20 protein-coding genes and 1 tRNA gene are annotated in these 25,065 nt (G+C 66.4%); 14 read left to right on the forward strand and 7 right to left on the reverse strand.

Going from position 1 to position 25,065, the window contains the following annotated elements; translation table 11 throughout:
• Positions 1 to 61: 61 nt before the first annotated feature.
• The gene (locus tag EV371_RS10015) at positions 62 to 2,770 is read left to right on the forward strand and encodes a tetratricopeptide repeat protein (protein ID WP_165436651.1); all 2,709 of its coding nucleotides are present in this window, start codon (positions 62 to 64) and stop codon (positions 2,768 to 2,770) included.
• 347 nt (positions 2,771 to 3,117) lie between these two features.
• On the forward strand, positions 3,118 to 4,440 hold the full coding sequence (locus EV371_RS10020; protein ID WP_130461806.1) for an ISL3 family transposase: 1,323 nt from the start codon (positions 3,118 to 3,120) through the stop codon (positions 4,438 to 4,440).
• 303 nt (positions 4,441 to 4,743) lie between these two features.
• On the opposite strand, the gene EV371_RS10025 is transcribed toward EV371_RS10020, so the two are convergent.
• From EV371_RS10025 to EV371_RS10035, 3 genes are all read right to left on the reverse strand, one after another.
• Entirely contained in the window at positions 4,744 to 5,202 is a 459-nt protein-coding gene (locus EV371_RS10025) for a SitI3 family protein (RefSeq protein WP_130461807.1), read from the reverse strand.
• Between the two features lie 14 nt (positions 5,203 to 5,216).
• On the reverse strand, positions 5,217 to 5,615 hold the full coding sequence (locus EV371_RS10030; protein WP_130461808.1) for a CdiA C-terminal domain-containing protein: 399 nt from the start codon (positions 5,613 to 5,615) through the stop codon (positions 5,217 to 5,219).
• 179 nt (positions 5,616 to 5,794) lie between these two features.
• Positions 5,795 to 6,322 (reverse strand): DUF6244 family protein, encoded by a 528-nt coding sequence (locus EV371_RS10035; protein ID WP_130461809.1) that lies wholly within the window; start codon positions 6,320 to 6,322, stop codon positions 5,795 to 5,797.
• Positions 6,323 to 6,826: 504 nt separating this feature from the next.
• Between EV371_RS10035 and EV371_RS10040 the strand changes: the two genes are divergently transcribed.
• Positions 6,827 to 6,899 (forward strand) — tRNA-Arg (locus EV371_RS10040).
• Positions 6,900 to 7,095: 196 nt separating this feature from the next.
• Here the strand turns inward: EV371_RS10040 and EV371_RS10045 are convergent.
• Positions 7,096 to 7,695, reverse strand: a complete 600-nt coding sequence (locus EV371_RS10045; RefSeq protein WP_130461810.1) for a hypothetical protein — start codon at positions 7,693 to 7,695, stop codon at positions 7,096 to 7,098.
• Positions 7,696 to 8,070: 375 nt separating this feature from the next.
• A complete protein-coding gene (locus tag EV371_RS10050; RefSeq protein WP_130461811.1) occupies positions 8,071 to 8,409 on the reverse strand; it encodes a hypothetical protein in 339 nt (112 codons plus the stop codon).
• Between the two features lie 305 nt (positions 8,410 to 8,714).
• Between EV371_RS10050 and EV371_RS10055 the strand changes: the two genes are divergently transcribed.
• The 5 genes from EV371_RS10055 to EV371_RS10075 all read left to right on the forward strand — a co-directional run bounded on the left by EV371_RS10055 (position 8,715) and on the right by EV371_RS10075 (position 13,509).
• Positions 8,715 to 9,689, forward strand: a complete 975-nt coding sequence (locus EV371_RS10055) for a Shedu immune nuclease family protein (protein WP_130461812.1) — start codon at positions 8,715 to 8,717, stop codon at positions 9,687 to 9,689.
• Positions 9,690 to 9,772: 83 nt separating this feature from the next.
• A complete protein-coding gene (locus EV371_RS10060; RefSeq protein WP_130461813.1) occupies positions 9,773 to 10,195 on the forward strand; it encodes a hypothetical protein in 423 nt (140 codons plus the stop codon).
• Entirely contained in the window at positions 10,107 to 11,237 is a 1,131-nt protein-coding gene (locus EV371_RS10065) for an SEC-C domain-containing protein (RefSeq protein ID WP_130461814.1), read from the forward strand. Before EV371_RS10060 ends, EV371_RS10065 begins: the two co-directional genes overlap by 89 nt.
• Positions 11,238 to 11,777: 540 nt before the next feature.
• The gene (locus EV371_RS10070) at positions 11,778 to 13,112 is read left to right on the forward strand and encodes an NsdA family TPR-like regulatory protein (protein WP_130461815.1); all 1,335 of its coding nucleotides are present in this window, start codon (positions 11,778 to 11,780) and stop codon (positions 13,110 to 13,112) included.
• A gap of 22 nt (positions 13,113 to 13,134) precedes the next feature.
• A complete protein-coding gene (locus EV371_RS10075) occupies positions 13,135 to 13,509 on the forward strand; it encodes a hypothetical protein (RefSeq protein WP_130461816.1) in 375 nt (124 codons plus the stop codon).
• Between the two features lie 200 nt (positions 13,510 to 13,709).
• Here EV371_RS10075 and EV371_RS10080 read toward each other — a convergent pair whose 3' ends face one another.
• A complete protein-coding gene (locus tag EV371_RS10080; RefSeq protein WP_130461817.1) occupies positions 13,710 to 13,919 on the reverse strand; it encodes a DUF397 domain-containing protein in 210 nt (69 codons plus the stop codon).
• Positions 13,916 to 14,791 (reverse strand): Scr1 family TA system antitoxin-like transcriptional regulator, encoded by an 876-nt coding sequence (locus tag EV371_RS10085; RefSeq protein WP_130465791.1) that lies wholly within the window; start codon positions 14,789 to 14,791, stop codon positions 13,916 to 13,918. Before EV371_RS10085 ends, EV371_RS10080 begins: the two co-directional genes overlap by 4 nt.
• Positions 14,792 to 15,315: 524 nt before the next feature.
• Here EV371_RS10085 and EV371_RS10090 point away from each other — a divergent pair.
• The 6 genes from EV371_RS10090 (at position 15,316) to EV371_RS10120 (ending at position 25,029) form a co-directional block, all read left to right on the forward strand.
• Positions 15,316 to 15,450 carry an FxLD family lanthipeptide gene (locus EV371_RS10090; RefSeq protein ID WP_130461818.1) on the forward strand — a complete coding sequence of 45 codons (135 nt, stop codon included), beginning with the start codon at positions 15,316 to 15,318 and terminating at the stop codon, positions 15,448 to 15,450.
• A 113-nt stretch (positions 15,451 to 15,563) separates the two neighbouring features.
• The gene (locus EV371_RS10095; protein WP_130465792.1) at positions 15,564 to 18,593 is read left to right on the forward strand and encodes a lantibiotic dehydratase; all 3,030 of its coding nucleotides are present in this window, start codon (positions 15,564 to 15,566) and stop codon (positions 18,591 to 18,593) included.
• A 44-nt stretch (positions 18,594 to 18,637) separates the two neighbouring features.
• The gene (locus tag EV371_RS10100) at positions 18,638 to 19,852 is read left to right on the forward strand and encodes a lanthionine synthetase C family protein (protein ID WP_130465793.1); all 1,215 of its coding nucleotides are present in this window, start codon (positions 18,638 to 18,640) and stop codon (positions 19,850 to 19,852) included.
• A gap of 12 nt (positions 19,853 to 19,864) precedes the next feature.
• Complete coding sequence (gene fxlM / locus EV371_RS10105; RefSeq protein ID WP_130461819.1) at positions 19,865 to 21,949, forward strand: methyltransferase, FxLD system; 2,085 nt, start codon at positions 19,865 to 19,867, stop codon at positions 21,947 to 21,949.
• A 130-nt stretch (positions 21,950 to 22,079) separates the two neighbouring features.
• Entirely contained in the window at positions 22,080 to 23,168 is a 1,089-nt protein-coding gene (locus EV371_RS10110) for a hypothetical protein (RefSeq protein WP_130461820.1), read from the forward strand.
• Positions 23,169 to 24,223: 1,055 nt separating this feature from the next.
• Positions 24,224 to 25,029 (forward strand): IS5 family transposase gene (locus EV371_RS10120; RefSeq protein WP_486484927.1). Its coding sequence is split into 2 segments (ribosomal slippage): positions 24,224 to 24,565 and positions 24,568 to 25,029, totalling 804 coding nucleotides; the frame shifts between segments, so codons are not numbered across the junction.
• Positions 25,030 to 25,065: the final 36 nt, after the last annotated feature.

The raw sequence follows: 25,065 nt of genomic DNA on the forward strand, positions 1-25,065 counted from the left end.
GATGGCGGCCCTTCGGACGCTGGCGGGACTGCGGCCGAGATGGCTTCAGCCTCCCCTGGTCATGGCCCTGCTGCGCCGGTCCAGCGGTGCGACGTTCCGCGGCCGTACCCGGGAGGCTGCGGCCGCCGCCGCTGAGGCGGTCGGAGTGGCACGCCGGTTGCACACGTCGACCGGCGGTCACGGCCTGCTGTATGCGCGGGCGCTGGCCCGCCATGCGGCATGCCAGTACGACCTTGGCGCCTACGAGTCGGCGCTGACCGACATAACCGAGGCGATCGGCCGGTTCGAGCGCTGCGACCCGACCACGTCGCCGCAGTCGAGAGTAGGTCTGGCCGGTGCTCGGGTGATCCTCGCGCTGGTGCTTGAACAGCTTGGCCGAGACGAAGAGGCGCTTTGCGCCGCACAGGCGGGGGTAGCCGATTGGCGCCATCACCTGCCGGGCGAGCCAGTCGATTATCGTGCCGGTCTGGCTCATGCGCTCAATTGCCTTGCCGGTCGCCTGAGCGGGCTGGGCCGCCACGAGGAGGCTGTGGCTGCCGGCTTGGAGGCGGTAAACCTCTACCAGAAGCTCCCGTTCTCCACGCGGGCTCGTCGATCGGTCGAGATCACCAATGCCCGGATCCGGCTCGCCGACGAACTGCGGTTGATCGCCCGGTACGAAGAGGCAATCGAGGTTCTTGAGGGTGCCAGTTCGTGGGCGGAGGCGGCGGCCTGGCTCCATCCCGCCACGTACCGGCCGACACTGGCATGGATGCGTCACGTCGAGGCGCTTGTCGCCGCTGGCCTCGGCTTTCACAGCCGGGCGGCAGACGCGGCTCAAGCTGCGGTCACCCTGTACCGGTGGTTGGCGGACCGGGACGAGGCCACCCACGAGCCACACCTCGCCGCCGCGCTGCGTTGCTGGGCCGACGCCTGTGCGGCCGCAGGCCATCCGGAGGACGCGGTCACGGCGCTGGAGGAAGTCACAGCAATTCGTTCTCGCCTGGCGAGGACCGAGGCTGACGGCCAGGCGGTGGCACTCGCCGGCGACCTGGCTGCATGGTCCGACGGGTTGTGGGCGCTCGGCCAACGCGGCCAGGCCAGCACGGTGGCCAGACGGGCCGTCGATGCGTACCGGCGCATTGTCGAGGAGGAGCCGAGCTACGAATCCGCGCTCGTGTCGGCCCTTACGACGTCTGCGGCCCGGTCGAGGGCGGTTGACCGACTCGAAGATGCGCTCGCCGACGCGCGAGAGGCGGCTACTGTGGCACGGCGGCTTACCGATGATGATCCCGGCACCTTCGCGGTGCTGCTCGCCAACAGCCTCGATTTCCTGGCAACCATTCTGAGCGGGGCCGGCCAGGGGCCAGAGGCGGTGGACATCGCCGAGGAGTGTGTGGCCATCCGCCGCCGGCTGGCCGAGGCCCGGCCGGCCGTGTACCGGGCGGACCTTGGCAACGGTCTCATCCACCTGGGCAACAGGCTGATCGAGACTGACCGCGACGGCGAGGCAATCGCCGCGTACAGGGAGGCCGCCGCGATCCATCGCGACAACGTCACCGACCCCAAACACCGAGCAGCGCTCGCACTCACGCTGGCCAATTTCGCCGTTCCGTTGGCCGCTGAACGTTTGGACGAAGCTCTCGGGCATCTGGACGAAGCCATTGCCATCCGCACCCTACTGGTTGACGAGGACGCCGATGCGAATCGGGAGGGCCTGGCCATTGCGTTACGCCGGCGTGGCACCTATCTGGCCGATGCCGGCCGCGACGACGAGGCGATGCCTGACCTGTACACCGCCACAGATATGTACCGTGCTCTGGCCGCCGTCGACCCCGCTGCCCACAGGGAAGACCTGGCGCTGTGCCTGGGAGTTGTCGCGCTACAGCACGCCCGGCTGGGGCGCCACCGCGAAGCCGCAGAAACGCTGCACCAGCTTCGCGACCTTGTCGAACAGGACGGGACACCGCCGCTACGCGAGTTGTACCTCGAGGCGGTCGCTGAGGCGCGGGAAGATGCCCCATTCGTACTGGGAGACGTCATGACGCCATCACCGGACCAGGCAGCCGCAGTTAACAACCAACAAATCGAGGACGCCGGCCAGGTGTCAACTGAGAGTTCTCCGGTGGTCACCGTCGATGCGGCGACTGCCGAACGTCTCGGCTGGCAGACGCGAGCTGCTGCAGCATCAGCCCGACGCGCCTTTGAGCGTACCGTCGAGACACTGAGCGTGCGCCACCTCGTCGGTGGTGGCGTCGCAGGCCGGATTGACCTCGCTGCCCAATATCTCGCCGAGTGTGCAGAACTACTCAAGGCGCCTCGCCCCGGGCAGCTGGCCGCTGTCAAAGCTGCTGAGATGTCGGGTGTTGCTGTGGCCCTTGCCTTTGCCGTGCATCGGCGCTGGGAGCCCGTAGCCACTGTCCTTGTGCTCATCGTCGGCTACGCGTGTGGGCAACTGCTCGCGACCGCCTTACGGACCGGCCTTGACCGCCTCGACCAGCGCCGCGCAGCGTCGATCGACAACCCAGGGGCGGATACCGATCAGCGTCTCGTCCCGGCTGGCACAATCGCCTCGCTCAAGGCCGATGTGCAACGAGCGCGCGCTGAACTCGCCGCCGCTCGCACTCACCTCGCCCCTGTCACCCAGGCCCTCCCCACGCAGACGAGCACGATCGCGATTCGTCGGCGGCAGCAACGACGACATGCTCGCGCTGCGCGGTTGGCACACGACGCGGAGGCCCTGCTGATCCACGCCGAAAGCCGGCTCGACGAGTACGTGAGCCGACTGTGACGTCGAAGCCGGCGGCGTGACGGACCTGGTCTCGCTGTCGACGTAATCGAACGGTTCGATTGCAAGGCCAGTCTGAAGTAGATTAATCTTTTGACAGTTCTGTTCCACCGGTCGTCACTTGTCCTGACCAGGGTTTGACGTTCGGGGTCCGGCCCTGCCGAATTCTCCAAGGTTAGCCGGTGTTGACTAGGCAATCATCATCAAGCGGGGCAGTGGACTCTTGTGGGCTCTTCGAAGTTGAGCGGGGTTCGCGGGTGGAGGGCCGGCCCCGGATGTGAAGGGCTCGCAGCTCATTGGTGATCATCTGAGTGTCGAGTTCGGATGGTCACAAGTGAAGAGCTGCGAGCATGGTCAACGATACGACCCGGCTGCTGGGGCTGGACGGCCTGGTGGTGGAGCGGGTCGAGTTGGACGCCACCGGTGTCCCGGTGGTGGACCTGTCCACCGGCGATGAACAGGCGCGATGCTGCCCGGAGTGTGGGCAACGGGCGGTCCGGGTGAAGCAGTGGGCCACGACCCGGCCGCGGGACCTGCCGGTGGGTGGCCGTGCGGTGCGGCTGCGCTGGCGCAAACGACGCTGGTACTGCCCGAGCGCGGCCTGTGCCCGTAGGTCGTTCACCGAGCAGGTCGCCCAGGTGCCGGCCCGTTCACGGCTGACCAGCCGGCTGCGGCAAGCGGCCGGGGCGGCGGTCGCCGACGCCGGGCGCACGATCGTGCAGGCCGCCCGGGATCATGGCGTCTCGTGGCCGGTCGTCGCTGCCGCGTTCACCGCCCACGCGAGCAGGGTGTTGCCGGCCGAGCCGGAGCCGGTCACGGTGCTGGGCATCGACGAGGTCCGTCGGGGCAAGCCCCGCTGGAGCCGGGACGAGCAGGCCGGCTCGTGGACCACCACCGCGGATCGGTGGCACGTCGGCTTCTGCGACCTGTCAGGCGGCCAGGGCCTGCTCGCGCAGGTCGAAGGCCGCACCACCGCGGCGGTCACCGGCTGGCTGACCGCTCGCCCACCAGCCTGGCGCGAGCAGGTCACGGCGGTGGCGATCGACATGTGCACCGTGTTCAAGGCCGCCATCCGGCAAGTGCTGCCACACGCGGTGCTGGTCGTCGACCACTTCCACATCGTTCAGCTGGCCAACCGGGCCGTCACCGAGGTCCGCCGCCGGGTCACCCTCACCCAGCGCGGACGCCGCGGCCGCGGCACCGACCCGGAATGGCGGATGCGCAACCGGCTGACTCGATCAGCGGCCCGCATGCCCGGCAAGCACGTCGACCGCCTCGTCGACATCCTCGAAGCCCTCCCGCCGGCGATCGGCACCCCCATCCTGACCGCGTGGAACGCCAAAGAAGAACTACTCGACCTGCTCGCGACCGCCCGCACCCAGCCCAACCGGGAACACGTCCACCGGCTGCTGCACCGCTTCTACACCCGCTGCGCCACCACTGACCTGCCCGAACTCCACCGGCTTGCCAGCACCATCGAGACCTGGTGGCCACAGATCCAGGCGTTCCTGACCACCGGGGTCACCAACGCCGGCTCCGAAGGCACCAACCGTGTGATCAAGACCGTCACCCGCGACGCCTACGGCTTCCGTAACACCGAGAACCAGCGCCTACGCACCCGCACCGCCACCACCCGACGCCACCGCGGACAACCTCAACCCCGCTTACAGTAACTTCGAAGAGCCCTCTTGTGCTGCTCATGCAAAGGTGATCTACCGGGGCGGTTGTGTAGCCACTGACGTCCGTCCCAGTTGACGAAGCGCATTGCGGATGTCGTGAAGCTCGACGATCCGCAGGAACGCGTCGCCCGGCCAGTTGTCACCTCCCGACTGTCGGTGCTCGTGCTCCGGCGTGCCAATGTCCTGAAGGTCGGTGTTAAGTCCCTCGTTTACTGGTATGGCTCACCGGGTGCAGACCGTGGTCGCAGCGCCGCGCATCTTCATCGGCCGCGCAAACACCAGCCCAACAGTGCGACTCTACTCGGCTGATTGAGGGATGAGGTCGTTGACGTTGTAGGTATCCCACCACTTCCGCCTGGATTTGCGGATCTTTCCGTTCACGCGCGCCAGCAGCAGCCAGTTGCCATTCAACACCAAGGCCGCGTCTTCTTTCCGCCCGGCCAGTACCCGCGCGACGACCGCGATCATGTTCCGTGTTCCTTCGTCGGATGTTTCGTTCTTCGCCATGCGGAAGCTGACGTTGAGGTATGTTTCCGGCTCCCACTCCCACTGCGAGTCGTCGTCTTCGGCATCATAGTAGCCATCGCGGCCCGCGTGGATGCTGATCACGTAGCCGCACCGCTCGTGCAGGTCTGCGACAAGCAATCGCGGAGATCGTTGTAGCGGTGGTGCCTCAGTGGCTTCCGGCGCGGCGAGGTCAGCGACCTGCTCCAGTGGGATGTCGCCGGCGAGGGTCAATCGGTATTCGATAGCCATCTTTGGCACCTTCCTTAATCGCGCCGTACGATCTGAATGGTCGCCCCACTTGGTGTGACCGCTGCCACTTCTTTAAGATTCGGTATCGGCCAGTCGTCGAACTGCTTCTGCAGGGTCCCGACGTCCCCGCGCCAGTCTTTGAGGTTCAGTACAACCCGTTGGGTCTGCTGGCTCGTCACCTTATCGCGAACCTCGGTCCAGACGCCACGCACAGCCTTCCCTGGCGAGGGGGAGTAGCAATCGAAGACGTGACCCTCGACCAGATAATCGGGGTCCTTCCGAGGGTCGCCGCGATCACCGGTGCGTTCCCGCGACTCGGCCACCTCAGGCCGAGTCGGGTTCTGGTGTACGCGGTAGCCGCCGGCGGCCAGAATATCGGCACACTCGTTCTCTCGTTCTAACGATCGACGCACATCGGGATCTTCTCGCTCGCGGATCCTCGTTCGTGGACCGGTCGGCGATCCGCCGGTGTGGCCGGTCGGCTGTCTTTCCCAGGCCGAGTCAGCGCGGCCGTCGGTTGTCTGAGGAGGAGCGCCAGGGACGGTGCTCGGGACCGGAGACGGGCTGGCCGGCAAGGCGCCGCCAGCCCCGGTCAGTTTCCCGAGCTGCCCGTCCGGCGAGCATCGGTCACAGCAGACGCGAGCGAGTGTTTGACCGCGCCGGCATGCTGCGCCACCAACAAGAGGATCTCCTTGATGGTTCCAAGCATGGAAAGCAGCGGTCCGGGATCGCCGCCCTGCAGGACTCTGGCGACGAGAGTACGGGCCTCGTCAACGTTGCTCAGCGACGAACCAACTCCGTCGTGCGCGGTGCTCACCCTGTCCGCCGCGCGGTTCAACGCCTCGATCACCTCCGCTGGCGAGGCCTCTTTGGGTACCGCCACGAGAGAGCTGGAAGCATCGTTAACGGCCCCGCCGACGTTGCTCAGGCCAGCCTGGATGTTCCTGATCGCCTCCCGCACCTGAGACATGCCGGCGACGATTCCACTAAATCCGGCAGCCGCCGCCCTCGTTGCCACCTGTTCGGCTTCCTGCCCGGTAGCGGACGCGGTCGACCTGGCGCGGTCGATACCTGCCTGCATCGACCGCAACTGGTTACCGATGGCGTCGGTTTGCGACATGATTCGCAGAGCCCTCCGTCGAAGGGATTAGAGTCACGGCGTCGACCCGCTGCCGGCGCCGTAGCTGGCGGCAACCGCCGCAATACACATGCCGCTGCCATCGTACGAATCCGGGCAACCCCCAAGGACCCGGCCGTACCACGCCAGATGTCCACCACGCACGGCCCTGACATGACAGGGCGTACGGAGCTGACCTCGGCGTTGGAGGCGCTGCAGAGTGGCCGTCCACTCCCGCTGCCGCCCCCTGTTCCCGGCTCACCTCTCAACGATCGCCCTCAAGGCGATCCCAATCGACGATCTTCGTGTGTGCCCGGGACGTGCTCCGGTGCGATGACCAGCAGTGAGTGACGTCGAGAGGTCGTGCCCGCCGGTGGCAGTCAGTCGAGCGGAACCCTGATCACGTGCGGTCGGTGTGCGATCCGCTGGTGGCGGTGCCAGCGCTGACCACCCCGGTAGCTCCCTGCGGTACGCTGACAGCCGCCGCCAGCTAGCCTGGATCATGACGCCCTCGTAGCTCAGGGGATAGAGCAACGGTTTCCTAAACCGTGTGTCGCAGGTTCGAATCCTGCCGGGGGCACATCACAGAACTGCAACAACGTGGCGTGATGGAACGGTCCCTGACCGTAGAAGCCACGTTCCTGCTCGACTAGTCGAGGATGATGGCCCCAGGTGCACACCCTCGGGGCCATCATCCTCTCGTGCGCCTGCGTGGTACCGAAGCCCAGCGGGAGCCAGGGCAGCCGTAGTGTCGCCGGTCGGCCCCGGACCGCTGACTACCTGGCCAGGGACCGCCGCGCCGACGAGGTGCGCGGCTCGCCCCTTCCGAAGATCAGGTCAGGGTCCTTGCCTTCGACCAAGACGGCGTGCCAGCGCAGCAGGACGTCACGTTCGAGCGAGACGAGGACGTGGTCTTCGTCAACGTACTCGTCGGGAAACCCCAGCGTCGAGTCCTCAATCGGGTTCGAGGTCTTCATGACGCAACGGAATCCAACCCGCGACTCGACCGTCACGTAGCCCGACCGGACCTCGGCGACAACAGTTCCCCCGGCCCGGACGCCGGGGACGACCTCCACGGCTTCCCACTTCAGCGTCGCGTAATCGGGGTCCATCACGTGGACCCTCATCTGCTCGACGCGCGGCGGGGACGGCAGTCGCAACTCGTCGGCGAAATGCTTTCCGGCCACCACGCCACCCCCGAAGCGGTACGCGACCTTGTCGCCAACCATGTCCCAGCACTGGCGCTTGACCTCGACGAGGAGACGCTGCTCCAGCGGCGGCTCGGCTCCGCCGCCGGACTGGATGCGACGGAGCGCCTCGGCGTACGGAATGCCCAACTGCCGAGCCAGGCGCTTAGCGAGATAGTCCCTGCTCACGGTTCATCCACTTCCCGATGGACCCCACGCGACCACCGGCTTGTTGGACGTACCGGAGTCACCTCATCTGCGTGACGATCGCCTTGTCCCTCTGTGCCGCATCGCCGAGCGTGGGCCGGCAGACGACAGGAGAAACCGGCAGCGCAGGCCACCGTGCGCACAACAGTACGATGATCAAGCCGCCCTCCGCAAGGTAACTCGCCGGGTGTCGAATCGGCTACGCCCCAGCATGTTGAAGCCGAGCCCTTCGTCCGCCATCGTTGGTCGCCCGGGAGACGTGGCGCCCGCCACGCCGACACGGGCGGCGAGCACCCGGGCCATGATCACTTGGCTGGGCGACGGTCGACGGGTACGTCGTTGTCAGTCCTCGGGCATTTAGCAGATGACGCTGTGCTGAGCGCCGACCGCGCGGCGCCACTCGCGTACCCCGACGCGCCCGTGCGCCACTTCGATGCGCCCTTCGTAAATCGAGGCGTCCACCACGGCCTCGAAGTCGTGCCAGTCAGGCTGCACGCCGCAGTCAGTACACGTGTTCGGGTTGAAGCTCGCGTCGCGTGCGCCGGACGGCCGGGGCCGCCACCGTCGCACCACGAGGGCCTGGCCGGCGCCGCGCAGGATTTCTTCAGCGAGCGCGACGGCGCCCTCCTGGTCGACCTTGACGAACTCCCCGACAGCCGGCCGGTGAACCGGCAGTAGGGCCAAGACCCACAGCATCTGGTGCGCGCAACCTGGGCACGGTCCCACCTTGCCTAGTACGCGCAGCAGCATTCCGGAACTCGGCTTGGTCCCCGGGATCGGCATATCGGCATGGTGCAAGCCCGCTATGACAGCCCCGGCCTTGGCTGGCCCCGCCCGCAGACCCGCGTCCGGTGTGACAACGGTCGTTCGCTGGCCCGCTGCGAGTCATTGAGCTGATCTGCTGTAGCAGCTTGCGATGCGAGGTTGGCCCGAGCTGCGACGGCTAGCTAGTTTCGGCTCCTGGGCTCGACGCCGCAACAAGGAGATGGAAAAATCCGTTTGTGACCCAAGACGTCGACCTTCGCCCCGCGCACCGATTCCGCCGGTCCATCCCGAGAGCCGCAATCAAGGCACTCTACGTTCAGCAAGGTGGCACCTGCACAATCGGGGACTGCCCTTACCCGTCTCGCCTTCCTGACGGTACACCGATACTCGAAGTCGTCTTCATAAATACACTTGCTCCCGGCAGTATCCGCTACGACCCTTCAAAGTCGCTCGAAGCGCTTCATTCGCTCGATAACATGGTCTTGGTGTGCCCAAATCACCATCAATTCTTCGATCGTCTACCCGAGGAGTATTCCGCCGATAAGTTGTTGCTCTTACGTCAACAGCATGTCGAGCGAGTTGCCAACATTCTGGCTTCAAGAAAGGGCGTGCCGGAGCAGCCTGGACGCGTCAACCGGTTCCGGGAAGCGCTGGCAATTTGGGAGCATGAACGCCAAAATAAGCTGGAGGATTTCTGGCAGAGGCTGCTGGCCGATCGCCCGGAGCTACTAATGCCGACCTTGAGTGGCCGACCGTATGTGCTGAACGAGAAGTGCTACGTGGGCGGCAAGGCGATAGATAATCGCAATGGAAAGGTGCCGGACTTCCTTGTTCAATGCCAAGGCAATGCGGTGCTCATCGAGCTCAAGACTCCCACAGCTAGCCTGGTTGGCCCAGAATACCGATCGGGCGTTTATCCACCCTCACCAGAGCTGATAGGCGCCTGTGTTCAGGCGCTCGAATATCGCATGAGCCTAATGAATCACCTGCATTCACTTAGGTTCCATACGCCAGAACTCGCGGCACATAGCCCTTCCGCGATCGTAATCATCGGCGACACTCAGATGTCACCGCTGCTGGAACTGCAACGGCGTTCGTTCGAAATATTCCGAAACGGAATGAAAGATCTGAGTATCATCACCTATGATGAGCTGTTCCTGGGCATCGAGAATCTTGCTGCAATACTCGATCCGGAGGAGATGTCGCAGTAGAGACCACGTGCCTTGGCGTTGTTGTCACACAACGAGCATAGCCTGAGAATAAGTGGTATCGCCCGCTAAAGGAGAAGTCAGGATTGGCCACCATCTTAGACGTGCTTGACAATTACCTCATCGGCCGCCGCGTATCTGCGGTGGATGGTCTGTCCGGTCGTGACTTATGGCGGCTTGGTGAAGAGGTGCAACGGTTCGCCGCAACCTACGATCCGCCGAAGCTGGAGGTGCGGAAGTTCCCGGCCTACCTGGGCGGCTGGCCGTCAGCGAATTTCTTTGTGACAGACCAGAGTCAGCTCGTCTTGTCGTCGCTACTTTATTGTGGTCAGGTAGTGGCAAAAGACCCAATCTCCGACTGGTTTGCGCCGGAGCGGTATCAAAATGAGCACGTGATGGCGAGTCGGCGCGGGTTTGTTGATGACCAGGGGCAGCCCAAATGTGCTGGGCACGCGTCGTTTTTTGGCTCTTGTCATTCCGGCGCTGCAAGAATTGCGCCCCCTTATTGAAACCGGAACGTTGGTCCTGGTCCCGGGGGAAAGCTTCTATGCCCGGCATAGCGTTACCATCAACGAACTGAGGGCCGAACTATTGCAGGGCCTCACCGCGCAGCCAAGTGACATCACTCGCCGCTTTCATCCGGCCGATCTCGCCGTAGACGACCGTGTGCGAGGGTTGTTCGTTTTCGCTGGCGGAGATCCGGAAGATCAGCTTCGCCGTGCGATTGATAGTTCACTTCGATACTTCTCTCGCGAGTGGCTGTTGGCGCAGAGCTATGGTGCTGAGTACATCGCACCATGGGCATACGAGCAGTACCTATGCAAGCGAGGGCTTGACAAGCTACTGGAGGGCAGTGAACACCAGAAGGTCGCGAACGCACTGCTGCACTCCGATCTCCCGATTTTCAAAGGACTAACACCAAGAATCGTCGCCGACGTTCGAAATGATGACACTTTCGCGGACTTTCGCGAGAAGCTCTACGAAGTGTATCGTGCTGTACCCGGATTTGGCCCCGGCGACGATTATGCGCGTCAGCTTGCCCAGACGGAGGAGACTGTCCTTCGCCCCGTACTCGTTAAAGCCGAACGCGAAGCCAACCGCGGTGTATTGCAGCGCATCGGTATTGGGCTTACGGAAAGCGCATTCGCTATCGGTGCTCGATTGCTCTGGGATCAGCACACAGGACAGTTAGGTTGGAACAGTGCCATACGGGAGACGATCGGTGTGTTCGCTGACAAGGTCCGCTTTCAAGGGTCTCGTGATCCATTGACCGCATGGACTAAGCTGTACAAGCATCACCGCAAGGCTTCAGACGAGTTGCGCTGCCTCGTACCACAGGCTGGCTCCGCTTCTGCAACCGATCCTTGGTCGATTGACGGCGAACCCTCTATGAATATAAAGGTCTCTCCTGGTATTGCACTATTTGATGAGATTGACCCTGCGGTACAGGTGCCGAGTGGTTATACCTCCGGCCCTTACCGATCCTGCCCTTGTGGTAGCGGGCTCAAGTGGCGCTTCTGCTGTCAGGGCCTGCGAATGTATACTGCGTGACCCCTGGAAAGGGATTGCAATTTCTGGTCCAGATTGTCAACATTTTGCTTGTGTGCGGCAGGCCGTCCACATGTTGCTTGTGCGGCACCCGAAGATGCCTCTTGGGAAGGCGGTGTTATTGCCAACTCCATCACTCACCGTGACGCTCGCTTGGCGGCAGATCAGTAGACCCGTTTGGTTGCGGCAGCCCTTGGCGGCACTGCCGTGCTTGTCAGGGGCGAGCAGGTCACCCGGACGGTTGCGGTCAGCCTGACGTTCCGTTGGTAGTTCGTCTTGTGATCAGGTAGTCACGCTGGCATGCTGGGCTGGCATTCCGGCAAATCGGTCCGTCGGGTCGCCTCGTTCCGCAATGGAGGCCCGAGGTTCAGCGGACCAGGGATGAGGGTGGCAGCGATCTTGCAGGGCCGCCCGTGAGGATTACAGCGAGTTTCGGCGGGCGGTGATGGGTTGGCACCGAAGTCGGGTGCGTCAGACGGCCCCAACACCCTGCTCAGCGACGCCCGCCGCCGACTTCTGTCCCCAAGCGGTTCAGGCCGACGGATGTCCCGGCAGGAGGTCGCCGAGGCGGTCAACAACTACCTGTGGGACACCTACGGCACGAGAACCAGCATGGACGCCAACCACGTTGGGAAGCTTGAGCGAGGAGAACACCGCTGGCCCAAGCCCACAACCCGGGAGGCATTCCGGGTGGTGCTGAAGGCATCGCGGGACGCCGACCTGGGCTTCTACATCACCCGTGGCCAACGCCATACTGACCCCGTTGCGCACCGGATACTCCCGAGTGAGCCGCTCGCCGCCGGTGATGATCACCCCGGCGAGTCGCTGACCGGCAGGGAGATCACGGACACTGGCGACATGAACCGCCGCGAGTTGCTACGCCTGCTAAGCCTGACAGGTGCGCTGCTGGCCGCGCCCGTCCCTGGCAGCCAGCTCGACTGGGCGCGCATCGAGTCCTCCAGTGACGGGAACAGGCGACTAGACCCAGCGACCCTCGACGAGTACGAGGGACTGAACGCCCAGCTGTGGGCGGCCTTCGGCGCTGCCGAGTCCAAGGCAGCAGTATCACCGCTGGTCAACCGTCAGCTGACGACGCTCACGGCCAACCTACGTCGCTCCCACACGACACCCGTGCACCGCAGGCTCTGCGGGGTCACCGCCGACCTGCTCCAGCTCGCGGGCGAGGTCGCCTTCGACGCGAACGCGTACGGCGAGGCCGCGCACTGCTACACGCTGGCAGCGACCGCCGCCCGAGAAGCCGCTGCCTACGATCTTTGGGCGTGCGCGATGATCCGTCACGCCTTCATCAGCGTCTACGAGCGCGACTTCCGGCACGCCGCACCGATGCTGGACGTGGCCGCCGGCCTGGCCCAGAACGGGGACAGCGCGCTGTCGACCCGGCACTGGGCACGAACCGTGCAGGCGCAGGCTCTCGCGGGCCTTGGCGACCTCAGCGGATGCCGGCGGGCGCTCGACCAAGCCGAAGAGGTCAACCACCTGCCCGGCCAGGTGCACAACGGCGGATGGTTGCGCTTCGACGGCTCCCGTCTCGCCGAGGAACGCGGGGCCTGCTACGTCGAGTTGAGGCGCCCAGACCTGGCCGAGCCGGTGTTGTCCGGTGCTCTGTCGCAAAGCCTCTCCACACGACGACGCGGAACCGTCCTGACAGACCTCGCCTTGGTCGGAGTTCACCGTAGCGACGTACACCAGATCGTGCTCTACGGCAGCGCCGCCCTCGATACTGCCCGCCAAAGCGGCTCCGGCGTGGTCGGCTCCAAACTCAACCGACTACACCACCACTTGCAGCCGTTCCTTGCCGACACTCACGTGCGGCATCTCAACAGCCAGATCAATGCCCTGATAAGGGCAGGGAACTGACACGACCAGAGGGAGGATCAGCGTGCAGGTCGAAGAACCGGGGCGTGTGTTCCGGGAGGCGTGGATCGCGGGAGTCCGTAAGCACTACCCCGGCGAACCGAAACCGGGCTACGTCACGCCCTGGGATGATACGCCCGAATGGGAACGGGACAGTGCCGCCGCAGTCTATGAGCAGGTCCGCCAGTTCATCGAGGCCGCCGACGGCGCAACCGCGAAGCTGACCCGTGAACAGAAAGGACGCTTCGTCGCCCTGTGCTGGATTGCGCAGATCTTCAAACACTTTCCCAACCCGAAGGCTTCCTACGTGGCCGACTGGTCAGACATGCCAGAGTGGCAGCAGGAGACGGACTCGGACATCTTCGAACACATCGAGCAGACGTTGGTCTCGATGCGCTGAGCTGAGAACAAGTCGACAGGAGCGCGCAACTCCCACTTCATGCTCGCATCGGAGTCCGGCTTGTTCCGAGCCGGCGCGAGATTGGCGGGCAGGGCACTACGCCGACCAGCATGAACTGCGCCTGCAAGCGGTGACACCCATGCCGGGCCGAGGCCAGCGCGGCGCGCCCGGCTTCCCGGGCGCGCCGACGAGACCGCAGCTCAGTGTGCGTCAAAATCACCGTCGCGGATGCCGTCAGTGAACGCCGTCCACTCGCCCCGGGTGAACCCCAGCACTGGTCCCGTCCGGTCCTTCGAGTCCCGCATCCCCACGGTGCCGTCGAGCGCGAAGGCGACCTCGACGCAGTTGTCGCCACCGCCGGAGCGGCTGGACTTCCGCCAGTTGGTGAACTTCTCGGGGTACATGGTCATCTCCTGGTGTAGTCGGGCAGTTCCTCCGCCACCCTGGCGAGGAAGTTGAGGCTGTCGGCGGGGCTGAGGGCCGCGGAACGCAGGCGCTCGTACAGGCAGGCGTAGTTGGCAACCTCGTCCGGGTCGGTGAGGACGAGGTCGCTGGTGATGGTGTCGACCGCGACGACCACCGGATCGCTCGGGTCGGGGTATCGGTAGCTGAAGTACGACGACCGAGGTACCACGTTGCCAGCGATTCGCGCCGTCAGCCGTAGTACCCGGATCGTGATCTTCCGCTTCTCGTGACCGACGTTGATCAAGTGGTCAAGCTGCGCGCGGACGACCTCCGGCGGTGCGGCGTGCCGACGGATCGCGAGCTCATCGATAATCACTTCGTAGGTGGGTCCGCCGGGTCTGTCGAGGACCCGTTGCCGGGCAGCTCGGGCTTCCAGTGCTCGCTCCACCGTGAATCTCCGGGGGTAGGCAGCACGATCTGCCACCGCGCGGACCTCGGTGTACGCCGGGATCTGCAACAGGCCCGGCAGCAGGGTGATGTGGTACTCAGCGATGTGCTCCGCACCGGCTTCCAGGTCCGCGTAGAGGGCCTGCCGTGGTCCCATCTCGACGCGGAACTTCTCCCACCAGCCGTTCTCCTGGGACTCGCGAGCGATGGCCATGATCTCTTCCCAGCGCTGCTCGTCAACCCGGAAGTGGTCGAGGATTCGCATGATCTCGTCTTGATCTGGTCGGACTCTCGCGTTCTCCAAACGGCTCAGCTTCTGCTTGGCAATTTTTGTCTCTTTGCAGAGCCGCTCAGCGGAGTAGCCGTGTTCCTCCCGCAGTCGCACGAGTTCGGCAGCGAGCCGGCGACGACGAACATATGGACTGATCACCGACACCTCCGGCGAGAGACACGAATAGCCCGGTGGTCCATCCTGCCTGGAGCCCGGCGACGAGAGCGTAGCGCCTGTTTCGCCGACCACCGCCAGCGCCAATCATGCATTCCGCATAGAAACCCCTGGTCAAGCGCACGGCGACCGGTAAGTCTCCCCCTAACTTTCCCCATTGGCCGGTGTTCCCGGGGCTACGCAAGAACCGCGATCGTGGATGCACCACAAGCGATGTGTCTACGGCTTGTAATGGGGGCACGCGGCGACAGGTTCGCGGCGTAGTCCCGACGATCCGAGGTGCGGGAGGAACGGCATGGACGCCACGAGCGCAACGCTGATAGCCGTTCGGCATACCTAAGGCCCCTGCCCGCTGTCACTGCCGGGGAGGGCGTGGCGGCGGGCAGGCCGAACGTCGCGAGTTCTCCTTGGACGCCGTTCCAGCAAAGGCGGATCGATCCGCCAGCCAACGTGCCGGTAGCTGCGGGGGCTACCTGCCCACCCACCATCCAGTCCCATTGGAGGTTGCCATGAACAGCCTGCTCGCCGTCAGCGACGACCCGTTCGAGCTCGACGTGCAGATCGTCACGGAGGGTCCGGTCGCCGCCGCCCTGCTGGCCGACACGGACGACGGCTGCGACACCGTGAAGGGCAGCGACTGCTGACCGAGCACCCCCGCTGGTTCCGGCAGGCGATCCCCCGATGCCTGCCGGAACCGGCACCCCCACATCCAGCCATGTCCCCGGAGAAGCGCCTCGTGACGGAAGGAGAACGACTCATGTTTCGGTCAGTCGATGCCGCGACGATCCGCATTGCCGCTCACTCATGGCCCGACGGCCCAGCGCCTTGGCCGGAGCGGAGCGACGCCTCCGGTATCGCGGACTGGTTGCACGCAACGTGGCGGAAGGTCGGCCTGGCCGAGGCCGTCTGGGCGGCCAGCCCTGAGTTCGCTGCTCGCGTAGAAGCGGTCCTCGCCACAGGAGGCGCTACTCCGGACCGAGGGTGGCGGATGGCGCTGGCGCTGGCGCGGTACCTGGTCCGTGCGCAGCGGCGGGCGACACCCTTCGGGTTGTTCTCGGGGGTGGCGACCCTGCGGTTCGACACGGTGGCTGCGGTGGTGCCGGCGGGACAGCCGGCGATCCGGGTACGGCCGGACGCGAGTTGGCTCGCGTCCCTGATCGCGCGCCTTGAAGCTGAACCCGACGTACGCCGCCGTCTACCCCTGCAGGCGAACAACCTGGCGCTGGTGAACGGGCCTCGGATCGTCGTGGCACGCCGGCCGCACGCCTCTGCACGTGCGGAGTCGACCTCGGTGAGGAACACCGAAGCGGTACGGATGGCGGTGTCACTCGCCCGCGCCCCCGTGCCGTGGGCTGAGCTGGTCGACACGGTCGCTGCTGCGTTTCCAGACTTCCCATGGGCGTCCGCTGACGCGATGGTTGCCGGCCTGGTGGACCATGGAGTGTTGATCTCCGCTCTCCGACCACCATCGACGTGCACGGACCCGATCAGGCATGTCCTGGACACCCTCAATGCGGTGTTCGACGGTGATCCTGAGGGACAGCGAGCCCTTCGGGTCGAGCTGCGCTCGTTGCATGATCGTCTCGGTGTCACCAGCGCGGGGAGCGCGATATACCTTCGTGGGCTCGCCGACCACATGCGCAACGTGGCACCAGCCACCCAGCCACTCGCGGTGGATCTTCAGCTCGCAGATCAGGTCGCACTGCCGGAGCAGGTCGCCGCCGAGATCGCGGCATCGGTGGAGGTGCTGCGACGGCTGACGCCAGATCCGTCGGGGCGGCCCGAGTGGCGTGCGTACCGTGCCCGGTTCGTCGACCGCTACGGGATGACGGCGGTGGTGCCGCTGGATCGGCTGGTAGATCCGCTCGTCGGGTTGGGCTTCCCCGAACACTTCGGCACTGTGGCCGACGCGCCTGCGGCTCTGCTGTCCGGCCGTGACGAGCGCCTGCTCGCGATGGCTCAGCAGGCGTTGGTCGACGGTGCTCGTGAGGTGGTTCTCGATGACATGGACGTCGAATGGCTCGCCGGCACTGGCGGAGTCGCCGGGCCTGTCAGCCCTCACGTCGACGTCTCGGCAGAGGTCCGTGCGGTCTCGCTGGAGGCGCTGACCCAGGGACGGTTCACGGTCGCGCTGACCGGCATGGGCCGCTCGGCGATGGCTACGAGCGGGCGCTTCCTCGACGGGCTGCCCTACGCCGATCGGGAGTTGATGTGCCGGGAGTTCGCACGCCTTCCAGTCGCGGTGGCCGGGGCCATGCCTGCGCAGCTGAGCTTCCCGCCGCGCAAGCTACACGCCCAGAACGTGCTCAACTCCCGGCAGGTACTCCCGTGGCTGGTCAGCCTGGCCGAGCACCGGCCCGTGGCCGAGAACGTGCTTGGCCTCGACGACCTCGGTGTGACCGCCGGACGCGATCGGCTGGTGCTGGTGTCGATGTCGCGGCGGCGGGTGGTGGAGCCGACAGTGGCGCATGCTGCCGCCGTACACACGATGCCGCTGCTCGGCCGGTTCCTCCTGGAACTGCCACGAGCCACGGATGCCCGGCTGAAACCGTTCGACTGGGGTGCGGCTTCCTGCTTGCCGTTTCGACCCGCGCTGAGGTACGGCCGCGTCCTCCTGGCGGCGGCCCGGTGGCGCGTCGATCCGACGGCCCTGCCCGGTGCGAACGCAGGCGATGGCGAATGGTTGACCGCTTGGGAGGCGCTTCGGACGAGGCTGCGGCTGCCGGCATGGGTGCAGGTCGGAAACGGTGACCAGCGGCTTTGGCTCCACCTCGATCAGTCCATGGATCGTGCCCTGCTGCGTGCCCACCTGGACGCCAGCGTCGGACCGGTAACCGTGGTGGACGCGGCGAGCCCGGAGGACTTCGGTTGGCTCTCAGGCCGCGCCCACGAGATCGTCGTGCCCGTCGCCTCGACGGTTGCGCCCGTTGCCGCGCCGGCTGCGGTTACCGCGCGAGGCGCATGGCCGCCACCCGCTCCCCCCGAGCCGGTCATACCGGGTGCCAGTGACCTGCTATCCGCTTCGGTGGCCGTCGACCCTTCGACGGTGGAGCTGGTCTTGGCCCGAGGGCTGCCCGCGCTGTTCGCCGACTGGCCCGAGCCGCCGCTGTGGTGGTTCGTCCGCATGCGACGCCCCACCCCGCATCTTCGACTACGACTGCACACCGGTGACTACGGCGACGCGGCGGTACGGGTCGGGCGGTGGGTCGCCGGGCTCCGACAGCAGCGCCTTGCCGGCGATTGGAGCCTGGACCCCTACCATCCCGAGTCCGGTCGCTACGGCTGCGGCACCGCGCTGGCAGCGGCCGAGAAGTTGTTCGCCGCCGATTCCACCGCAGCCCTGGCACAGCTGGTAGCGCAGCCCGAGTCTGGGATCAATCGGCAGGCACTGGCCGCACTGAGCATGGTCGATCTGGCCGCCTCGATCCTCGGCAGCCGCACCGACGGATGCGAGTGGCTGGTGGCGCGTCCCGAGCAGACCGGGCAGGCACCGATCCAGCGAGATGTACTGCGTCAAGCGGTCACCCTCGACCCGAGCGAACTTCCCGAGCCCATCCAGCACGCATGGCAAGAACGCTCCAGGGCCGCAAACCGGTACGCCGCCGAACTGTCCGCCGTCGCCGGCCCGGTCACCCCCGCCTCGGTGCTCGCGTCGCTGATGCACCTGCATTTTGTTCGCGCTCTCGGTCCCGACGACGACGCCGAGCAGCTCACGTATCGGTTGGCTCGCCATGTCGCGCTGGCGGCGGTGCGCCGCCGGGTTCGGGCCGTAGGAGCATCTCAATGATTGAAACACCGCTGAGGACACCGTTGCTACGGGCGGCCGAGGCGATGGCCGCATGTATCACCGACACCCTGACCGAGCCGCCGCCCCCGGATTTCGCAGCAGACGACTACGGGCCACGCAGTACCCGCTGGTACGCCCAGTCGCTGTCTCGGGGTGCCGCCGGGGTGGCACTCCTGCATGGGGTGCGAGCGCAGACAGGACACGGTGGGTGTGAACCGGTCCATGCCTGGCTGCGACGGGCGACCGCTGACACGCTGAACAACGGCAGCGGAGCCGGACTCTGGTTCGGCGCACCCGCTGTCACCCACGCGCTGACCATGGCCATGCCGCACGCCCGCCCCGCAGCGCTGGAAGCGCTTGATCATGCCCTCGATGACCTGGTGGAACGCCGTCTGTCCGCTGCCACGGCACGCCTCGCAGCACGTGCCCGGCCCTCGCTGTCGGAGTTCGACCTCGTACGTGGGCTGACCGGCCTGGGAGCCCACCTGCTGCGCCGCACCCCGGACGGACCTCTGCTCCGGCGGGTGCTGGCGTACCTGGTCCAACTCACCGAGCCGGTGCACACCGACGACACCGCAGGCCGACTCGCACCGGGTTGGTGGAGCGCAGACCCCGCCGATCGCGAAGGTTCGGAGCAGGGCGGGCATGCCAACTTTGGCATGGCGCACGGCATCACCGGCCCTTTGGCTCTCCTGGCCCTGGCGATGCGGCAGAACATCCGGGTGCCGGGGCACGCGGAGGCGATCCGCCGAATCTGCACGTGGCTCGACCGCTGGCAGCAGACAAGCCCTGCGGGACCGTGGTGGCCGGAGAAGATCACCGTCGCGGAGTTGCACGCCGGGAAACCCTCGATGAGCGGACCGGCGCGGCCGTCCTGGTGCTATGGCACCCCCGGAGTCGCCCGCGCCCAGCAGCTAGCCGGGATCGCTCTCGACGACGCCGCCCGGCAAGAGGTGGCAGAAGAGGCCCTGACCCGCTGCCTGGCCGATCCCCTCCAACTCGGCCGGATCGTCGATCCGTCGCTGTGCCACGGCTGGGCAGGGCTTGCCGCTACGGCCTGGTACGCCGCCGCCGACGCCCGCACCACCAGCCTCCAGAAACAGCTGCCCCAGATCGTGCGCCTGCTGATCCAGCACGCCACGGACACCACCCCGGCGCGATCCGGCTTGATCACAGGCCCCGCCGGAATCGCCCTCACCCTGCACACCGTCGCGACCGACACCGATGTCCGCTGGGCCACCAGCCTACTGATCAACTAGACGAGGAGCGTCGTGGATCTCGATTCCGAACCCGACACCGAGCCACCAGGCGTGGCACCGGCGAGCCGATGGCGCCAGATCAACCTGACCCTCTCGGACTGGCAGACCGCTGAGGATTTCGCCGCAACGCGGCTCGCCGCTGAGCTCATCGCTGCGGAAGACCACCGGGCGATTACCGCCTTCTGGTTCATCCGTAAGAACGAGACGTGGCGGCTGCGGCTCCTGCCCGGCGACCGGCTCGCCCAGGTCTACGCCCTCCTCGCCTCCATCACCGACGACGACCGCATCCGCGGTATCACCGAGCCCATCTACCGGCCCGAGGCGTACGCCTTCGGCGGGGGCCAGGCAATGACGATCGCCCACACCCTCTTCCACGCTGATAGCCGCCACATCCTCGGCCATCTCGCCACCGCCGGCGGCACCCATCGGCGTGAACTCGGCGTCCTGCTCGCCACTCGCCTCATGCGTGCCGCCGGACTGGAGTTCTCCGAGCAGGGCGACGTCTGGCGGCTTCTCGCCTCCCGCCGGCACCAGCCGAACGCCCCCGCACCGAGCCCACGGCTCATCGCGGCGGTGCAGCGCCTGATCACCGCAGCCGACGACACGGCCGGAAGCCCTCTGGCCGTCACCCCGCGTTGGCCACAAGCCCACGAGCAGGCGGGCGCGGACCTCGGCTTCCTCGACCGGCACGGTGCGCTGACCCGCGACCTACGCGAGGTGCTGACCCACCACCTTCTGTTCCTGTTCAACCGGCTCGGCATCTCCGCCGCAGATGCCTGGCTGCTCGCGATGGCGGCCGTGACCGTCACCTTCCACCACCAGTTCGACACCCCATCCGGCTATCAGCCCACCGCCAAGATCGACAGTAGGGTCAACGCAGTGAACACTTTCCCCACCGCACCGGGACCGTCGAGTGCCGCGACGCTGCGCGAACAGCTCGTCAGCACGCTCGAACAGCGCGAACACATCCGCTCCGCCGCCGTGGCGCACGCGTTCCGTGCGGTCCCCCGCGAGCAGTTCCTCCCCGGCGTCGACCTGGAAACCGTGTACACCCGCCGCCAGATCGTCACCAAACGAGACCCCAGCGGTGCGGCGTTGTCATCAGCGTCGAGCCCCAGCCTCGTCGCGGACATGCTCGAACAACTCGCACCCCAACCCGGCCACCGCGTCCTGGAGATCGGCGCGGCCACCGGCATCAACGCCGCCCTGCTCGCCGAGCTGGCCAGCCCCGGCGGCACGGTCGTCACCATCGAACTCGACCAGGACCTCGCCGCCGGCGCTCGCGCCGGCCTCGACCGCGCCGGCTACGACACCGTCGAGGTGGTCTGCGGCGACGGAGCCTTCGGCGACCCCGACCACGCGCCCTACGACCGGATCATCGTCACCGCCGGAGCCTGGGACATCGCCGCCGCCTGGTGGAAACAACTCGCCGACCACGGCCGCATCGTCGTGCCCCTGCGCGTGCACGAGAGCGGCCTGACCCGATGCTTCGCCTTCGACCGCACCGGCCCCGACCAGTTGGTCAGCACCACGACACCGCTGGTGTGCGGATTCGTTCCCATGCGCGGCAGCACCGAACACACCGATCACCACGTACGCCTCGACGCCGACGTGGTCCTCAAACTCGACGCCACCGACCAGCCCGATCGCGCCGCCCTCGCCAAGGCTCTGAGTCACCCCCGGTTCGAACGCTGGACCGGCATCCAGGTCAGCGACGCCGACCCGATCGGCCACCTCGACCTGTGGCTCCTCGTGCACGCCAACAGACCGTTCGGCCGCCTCGGCGTCGGCGACACCGCCCGCACCAGCGGGCTGGTCACTCCCGCCTACCGGTGGGCCGGTGCCGCCATCTACCACGGCGGCACCATCGCCTACCTCGCCTTTCAGGATGTGGGCAACGGTCACCACGAACTCGGCGCGATCGCTCACGGACCGGATGCCACCACGCTCGCCACCGACCTGACCAACCTGCTCGACCAATGGGACGCCGCAGGCCGCCCCAACCAGCCCACCGTCACCGCCCACCGCGCAGGAATCCGGCCCGCCGGACGCGACGACATCAGCCGATCCGACACCATCCTCACGATCTCCTTCTGACCGCATCCAGGCCGGGGCGGTGCCCTGTCCCGCCCCGGCGCCGCAGGGACGAGCGCAGCTGAGACGTCACGCACGACCTGGACGCACCTCGTTGCCACCATGCGGCCCTTCCGCAGCAGATGAGGACACCATGACTCCGTCTCTTGCCGCCACCATCGCCGCCCGCTTCCCTCTCGTCGCCCGCAAACGACCGCCCGCCAAACCACTGGACGCTCGGGTAGACCGGCTCGTCAGGCTCGCCGAGACCGCACACTGCGAGAGCGATCCGGACAAGGCGTCCATGGTGTTCAACGGGGCGGCCCTCGTCGCCTCCGACTGTGGCGACCGCAACCTTGCCCGCGCCTGGTGCCGCCGCCACGCGAGTCTCTACCTCAACCGGGCCCCGCTGAACGGCTACACGGCCCGCTTCGCTCTCGAACCAGTCGTCAACCTCGCTCGCCTGCGCATTCGTGAAGGCGATGGTGACGGCGCGTACCGCCTACTCACTCATCTGTACGCAGCCATCGTCGGCGGCACTCCAGCTCTTCTCGAGGACCTGGAGATACACCCTCGACAACTTCCCGCTGATCCCGAAGAACTCCACCAGATCATCAGTTGGCTGCGCGGCACACTCCTCTCCGACGGAACCCGTGCCCTAACCCTCGCCGGACGGTGGAACGACGCCGTGAACCATGTACGCCGATACGACGGGATTGGACCGACACTCCTTGATGGACGACAGGTTGCGATCGTCGCCCATCTCCTGCAAGACGAAGGGCCGGCTGCAGCGGCCCTCCTCGCGGCCACCAAGATCGAAACGCCGTGGGAGCAATCGGTGCATCGGCTCCTCAACACCTGGCAGGAGTTGGCCGTGGGGACTGTCGCCGTCGACCACGCTGACCTCATCGATCGAGTGTCAGCCGTACCGCGAACTCCCGGGCTCGCAGTGTTCCGCGTTCGCCTCGGGCTGGCGGCCCTGGACCTCTCGGTGGGCTTGCCAACCGATGTCGTAGACGGCCTGATCAAACAGTTGGTGGCAGATGCTATCCACGACGAGGACGCGAACGCGGCGCGCGACCTCATCAATCACTCGGCTGTCGCGGCCGAACACCAAGGGACGCTACGCCCCTTGATCAAGGCGAGCGGGTTAGACCAGGGCTACCTGCCAGCTACGGCGAGTGATCCACTTTCCGTAGCGCTCGACCTGGCCGGAACCGTGATAGCTGGGCGACGTGATTGAGGTCGGGAAGCAGGACTACATGAACGGAAACAATAGTCTGACTCCACGAGCCACCCGTGTCGGTGACCAGGTCCGGATGCACGGCCACGGGTCGTTGAACGGGGACGGTCTGGCGCTACGGGTAGACGGCACGCAGCTCGGCCCAAGCCCTCGACCGACACTCGTTTGGATGCGCGCCTTGCGCGTTACGCCATCATCGGGGTCGCTATGAGCACGACTTACCTGGCCAGCGTGGCACTGGAGGAGGTCGAACGAGCCCAGGCGGAACTTGAACGCCACCTGACGGTCCGACCGACCGGAGAGTGCGTGACGTGCGGTGAGGTCGAGCCGTGCTCCGGACGCCAAGAGGCCGGCACCACGATTATCAAGTACGGATTTCTGCCGCGCCGTCGACCAGGCGCTTCAGGGGTACGCCGCACCGCGCCAACCACGGTGGGTGCTGCCCCGACCTCGTGGTTCGCGTTGGCGACCGACGGCGACGGTCACGAGCTGACCGGGACGGGATCCGAGGCGTAGGCGCGCACGGCCATCCCGCAGCTCGGTCGCGAACGTGGAGCTCGGGCGAAACACCACCATCCGTGGCTTCTGGAAGCGCGCCGAGCAGGGGCCGTTCTCGGGGGTGAGTCGGCCGGGTTCGGCGGCCACGACGGACGCCGCCAGGCGGGAACTGCCGGTGGCAGATGTGCGGGTAGGAGGGATATCTCTTATCAGTCGGTTCCGGTCCACCGGTCCTCCTCACCCCCGTTGACGTGCTCGTACGACGTGTTCAAGGGGGCGTGTTCACCCGGCTGTTCGTGGTCGTTGTGTTCCTCGTTGGATCACTCGTTAGACCTCTCGTTGGAACCCTCACCCTGAACGGCGAACGTGTTGAGGCCAACCAGCTCGACCGATGCAAGCGGCGGGCGCCAAGGATTCGGGCTTTGTCGCAGCGGTGCGGTCTCGCCGAGCAACCCGCGACGTTCCTTTGTGGCGAGGCCGGTGTGGTCCTAAGAGCGTGTCTCGGGTGGCGGTTGGGCGGCCTGGTCTGGTAGATCGTTTCTACTGTGGACGAGCGGTTGATCCTGCAATGGGTGCCTGACGAGTTGTGGAACCTGGCCGGTCCGTTGATCCCACCACCGCCTCGCCGTCCGCAGGGCGGGGGCACGCCGCCGATCGACGCGAGGGCGGTGTTCGCCGCGATCGTGTACGTGTTGACCACTGGCTGCGCGTGGCGGCACCTGCCACCCGGGTTCGGAGTGTCCAAGGCCACCGCGCACCGCCGGTTCGTCGCCTGGACCCGAGCCGGGCTGTGGCGCAGGCTGCACGTCGCCGCCCTGGACCAGCTCGGCGCGAAGGGGTTGATCGACTGGTCCCGGGCCACCGCCGACGCCGCGTACGTGCGGGCGAAAAGGGGGGCGGTCTGACCGGTCCGAGTCCGGTCGACCGAGGCAAGTCCGGCAGCAAGATCCACGCCCTGTCCGAGCGCGGTGGCCTCCCGCTGTCCATGGGCGTGTCCGCCGCGAACACCCACGACAGCCGCTGCCTGGAGTCTCTCGTTCAGGCCATCCCCGCCGTCAAGTCCCGGCGCGGGCCCCGCCGACGACGCCCCGACAAACTGCACGCCGACAAGGGATACGACTACCCGCACCTGCGCCGCATGCTCCGTGCCCGCGGCATCCGACCCCGCATCGCCCGCCGCGGCATCGAATCCCCCCACCGCCTTGGCCGACACCGATGGGTCATCGAAAGGACCTTCGCATGGCTCACCGGCTACCGCCGGCTGACCATCCGCTACGAACGCGACCCCGGCCTGTACTGCGCATTCATCACCCTCGCCGCCGCCCTGACCTGCCACAACCGCTACCTCAAACTCACCACCTGAGACACGCTCTAAACAGCGGGGCGCAGCCCACCGCGT

This window comes from Plantactinospora sp. CNZ321, from assembly GCF_004217235.1.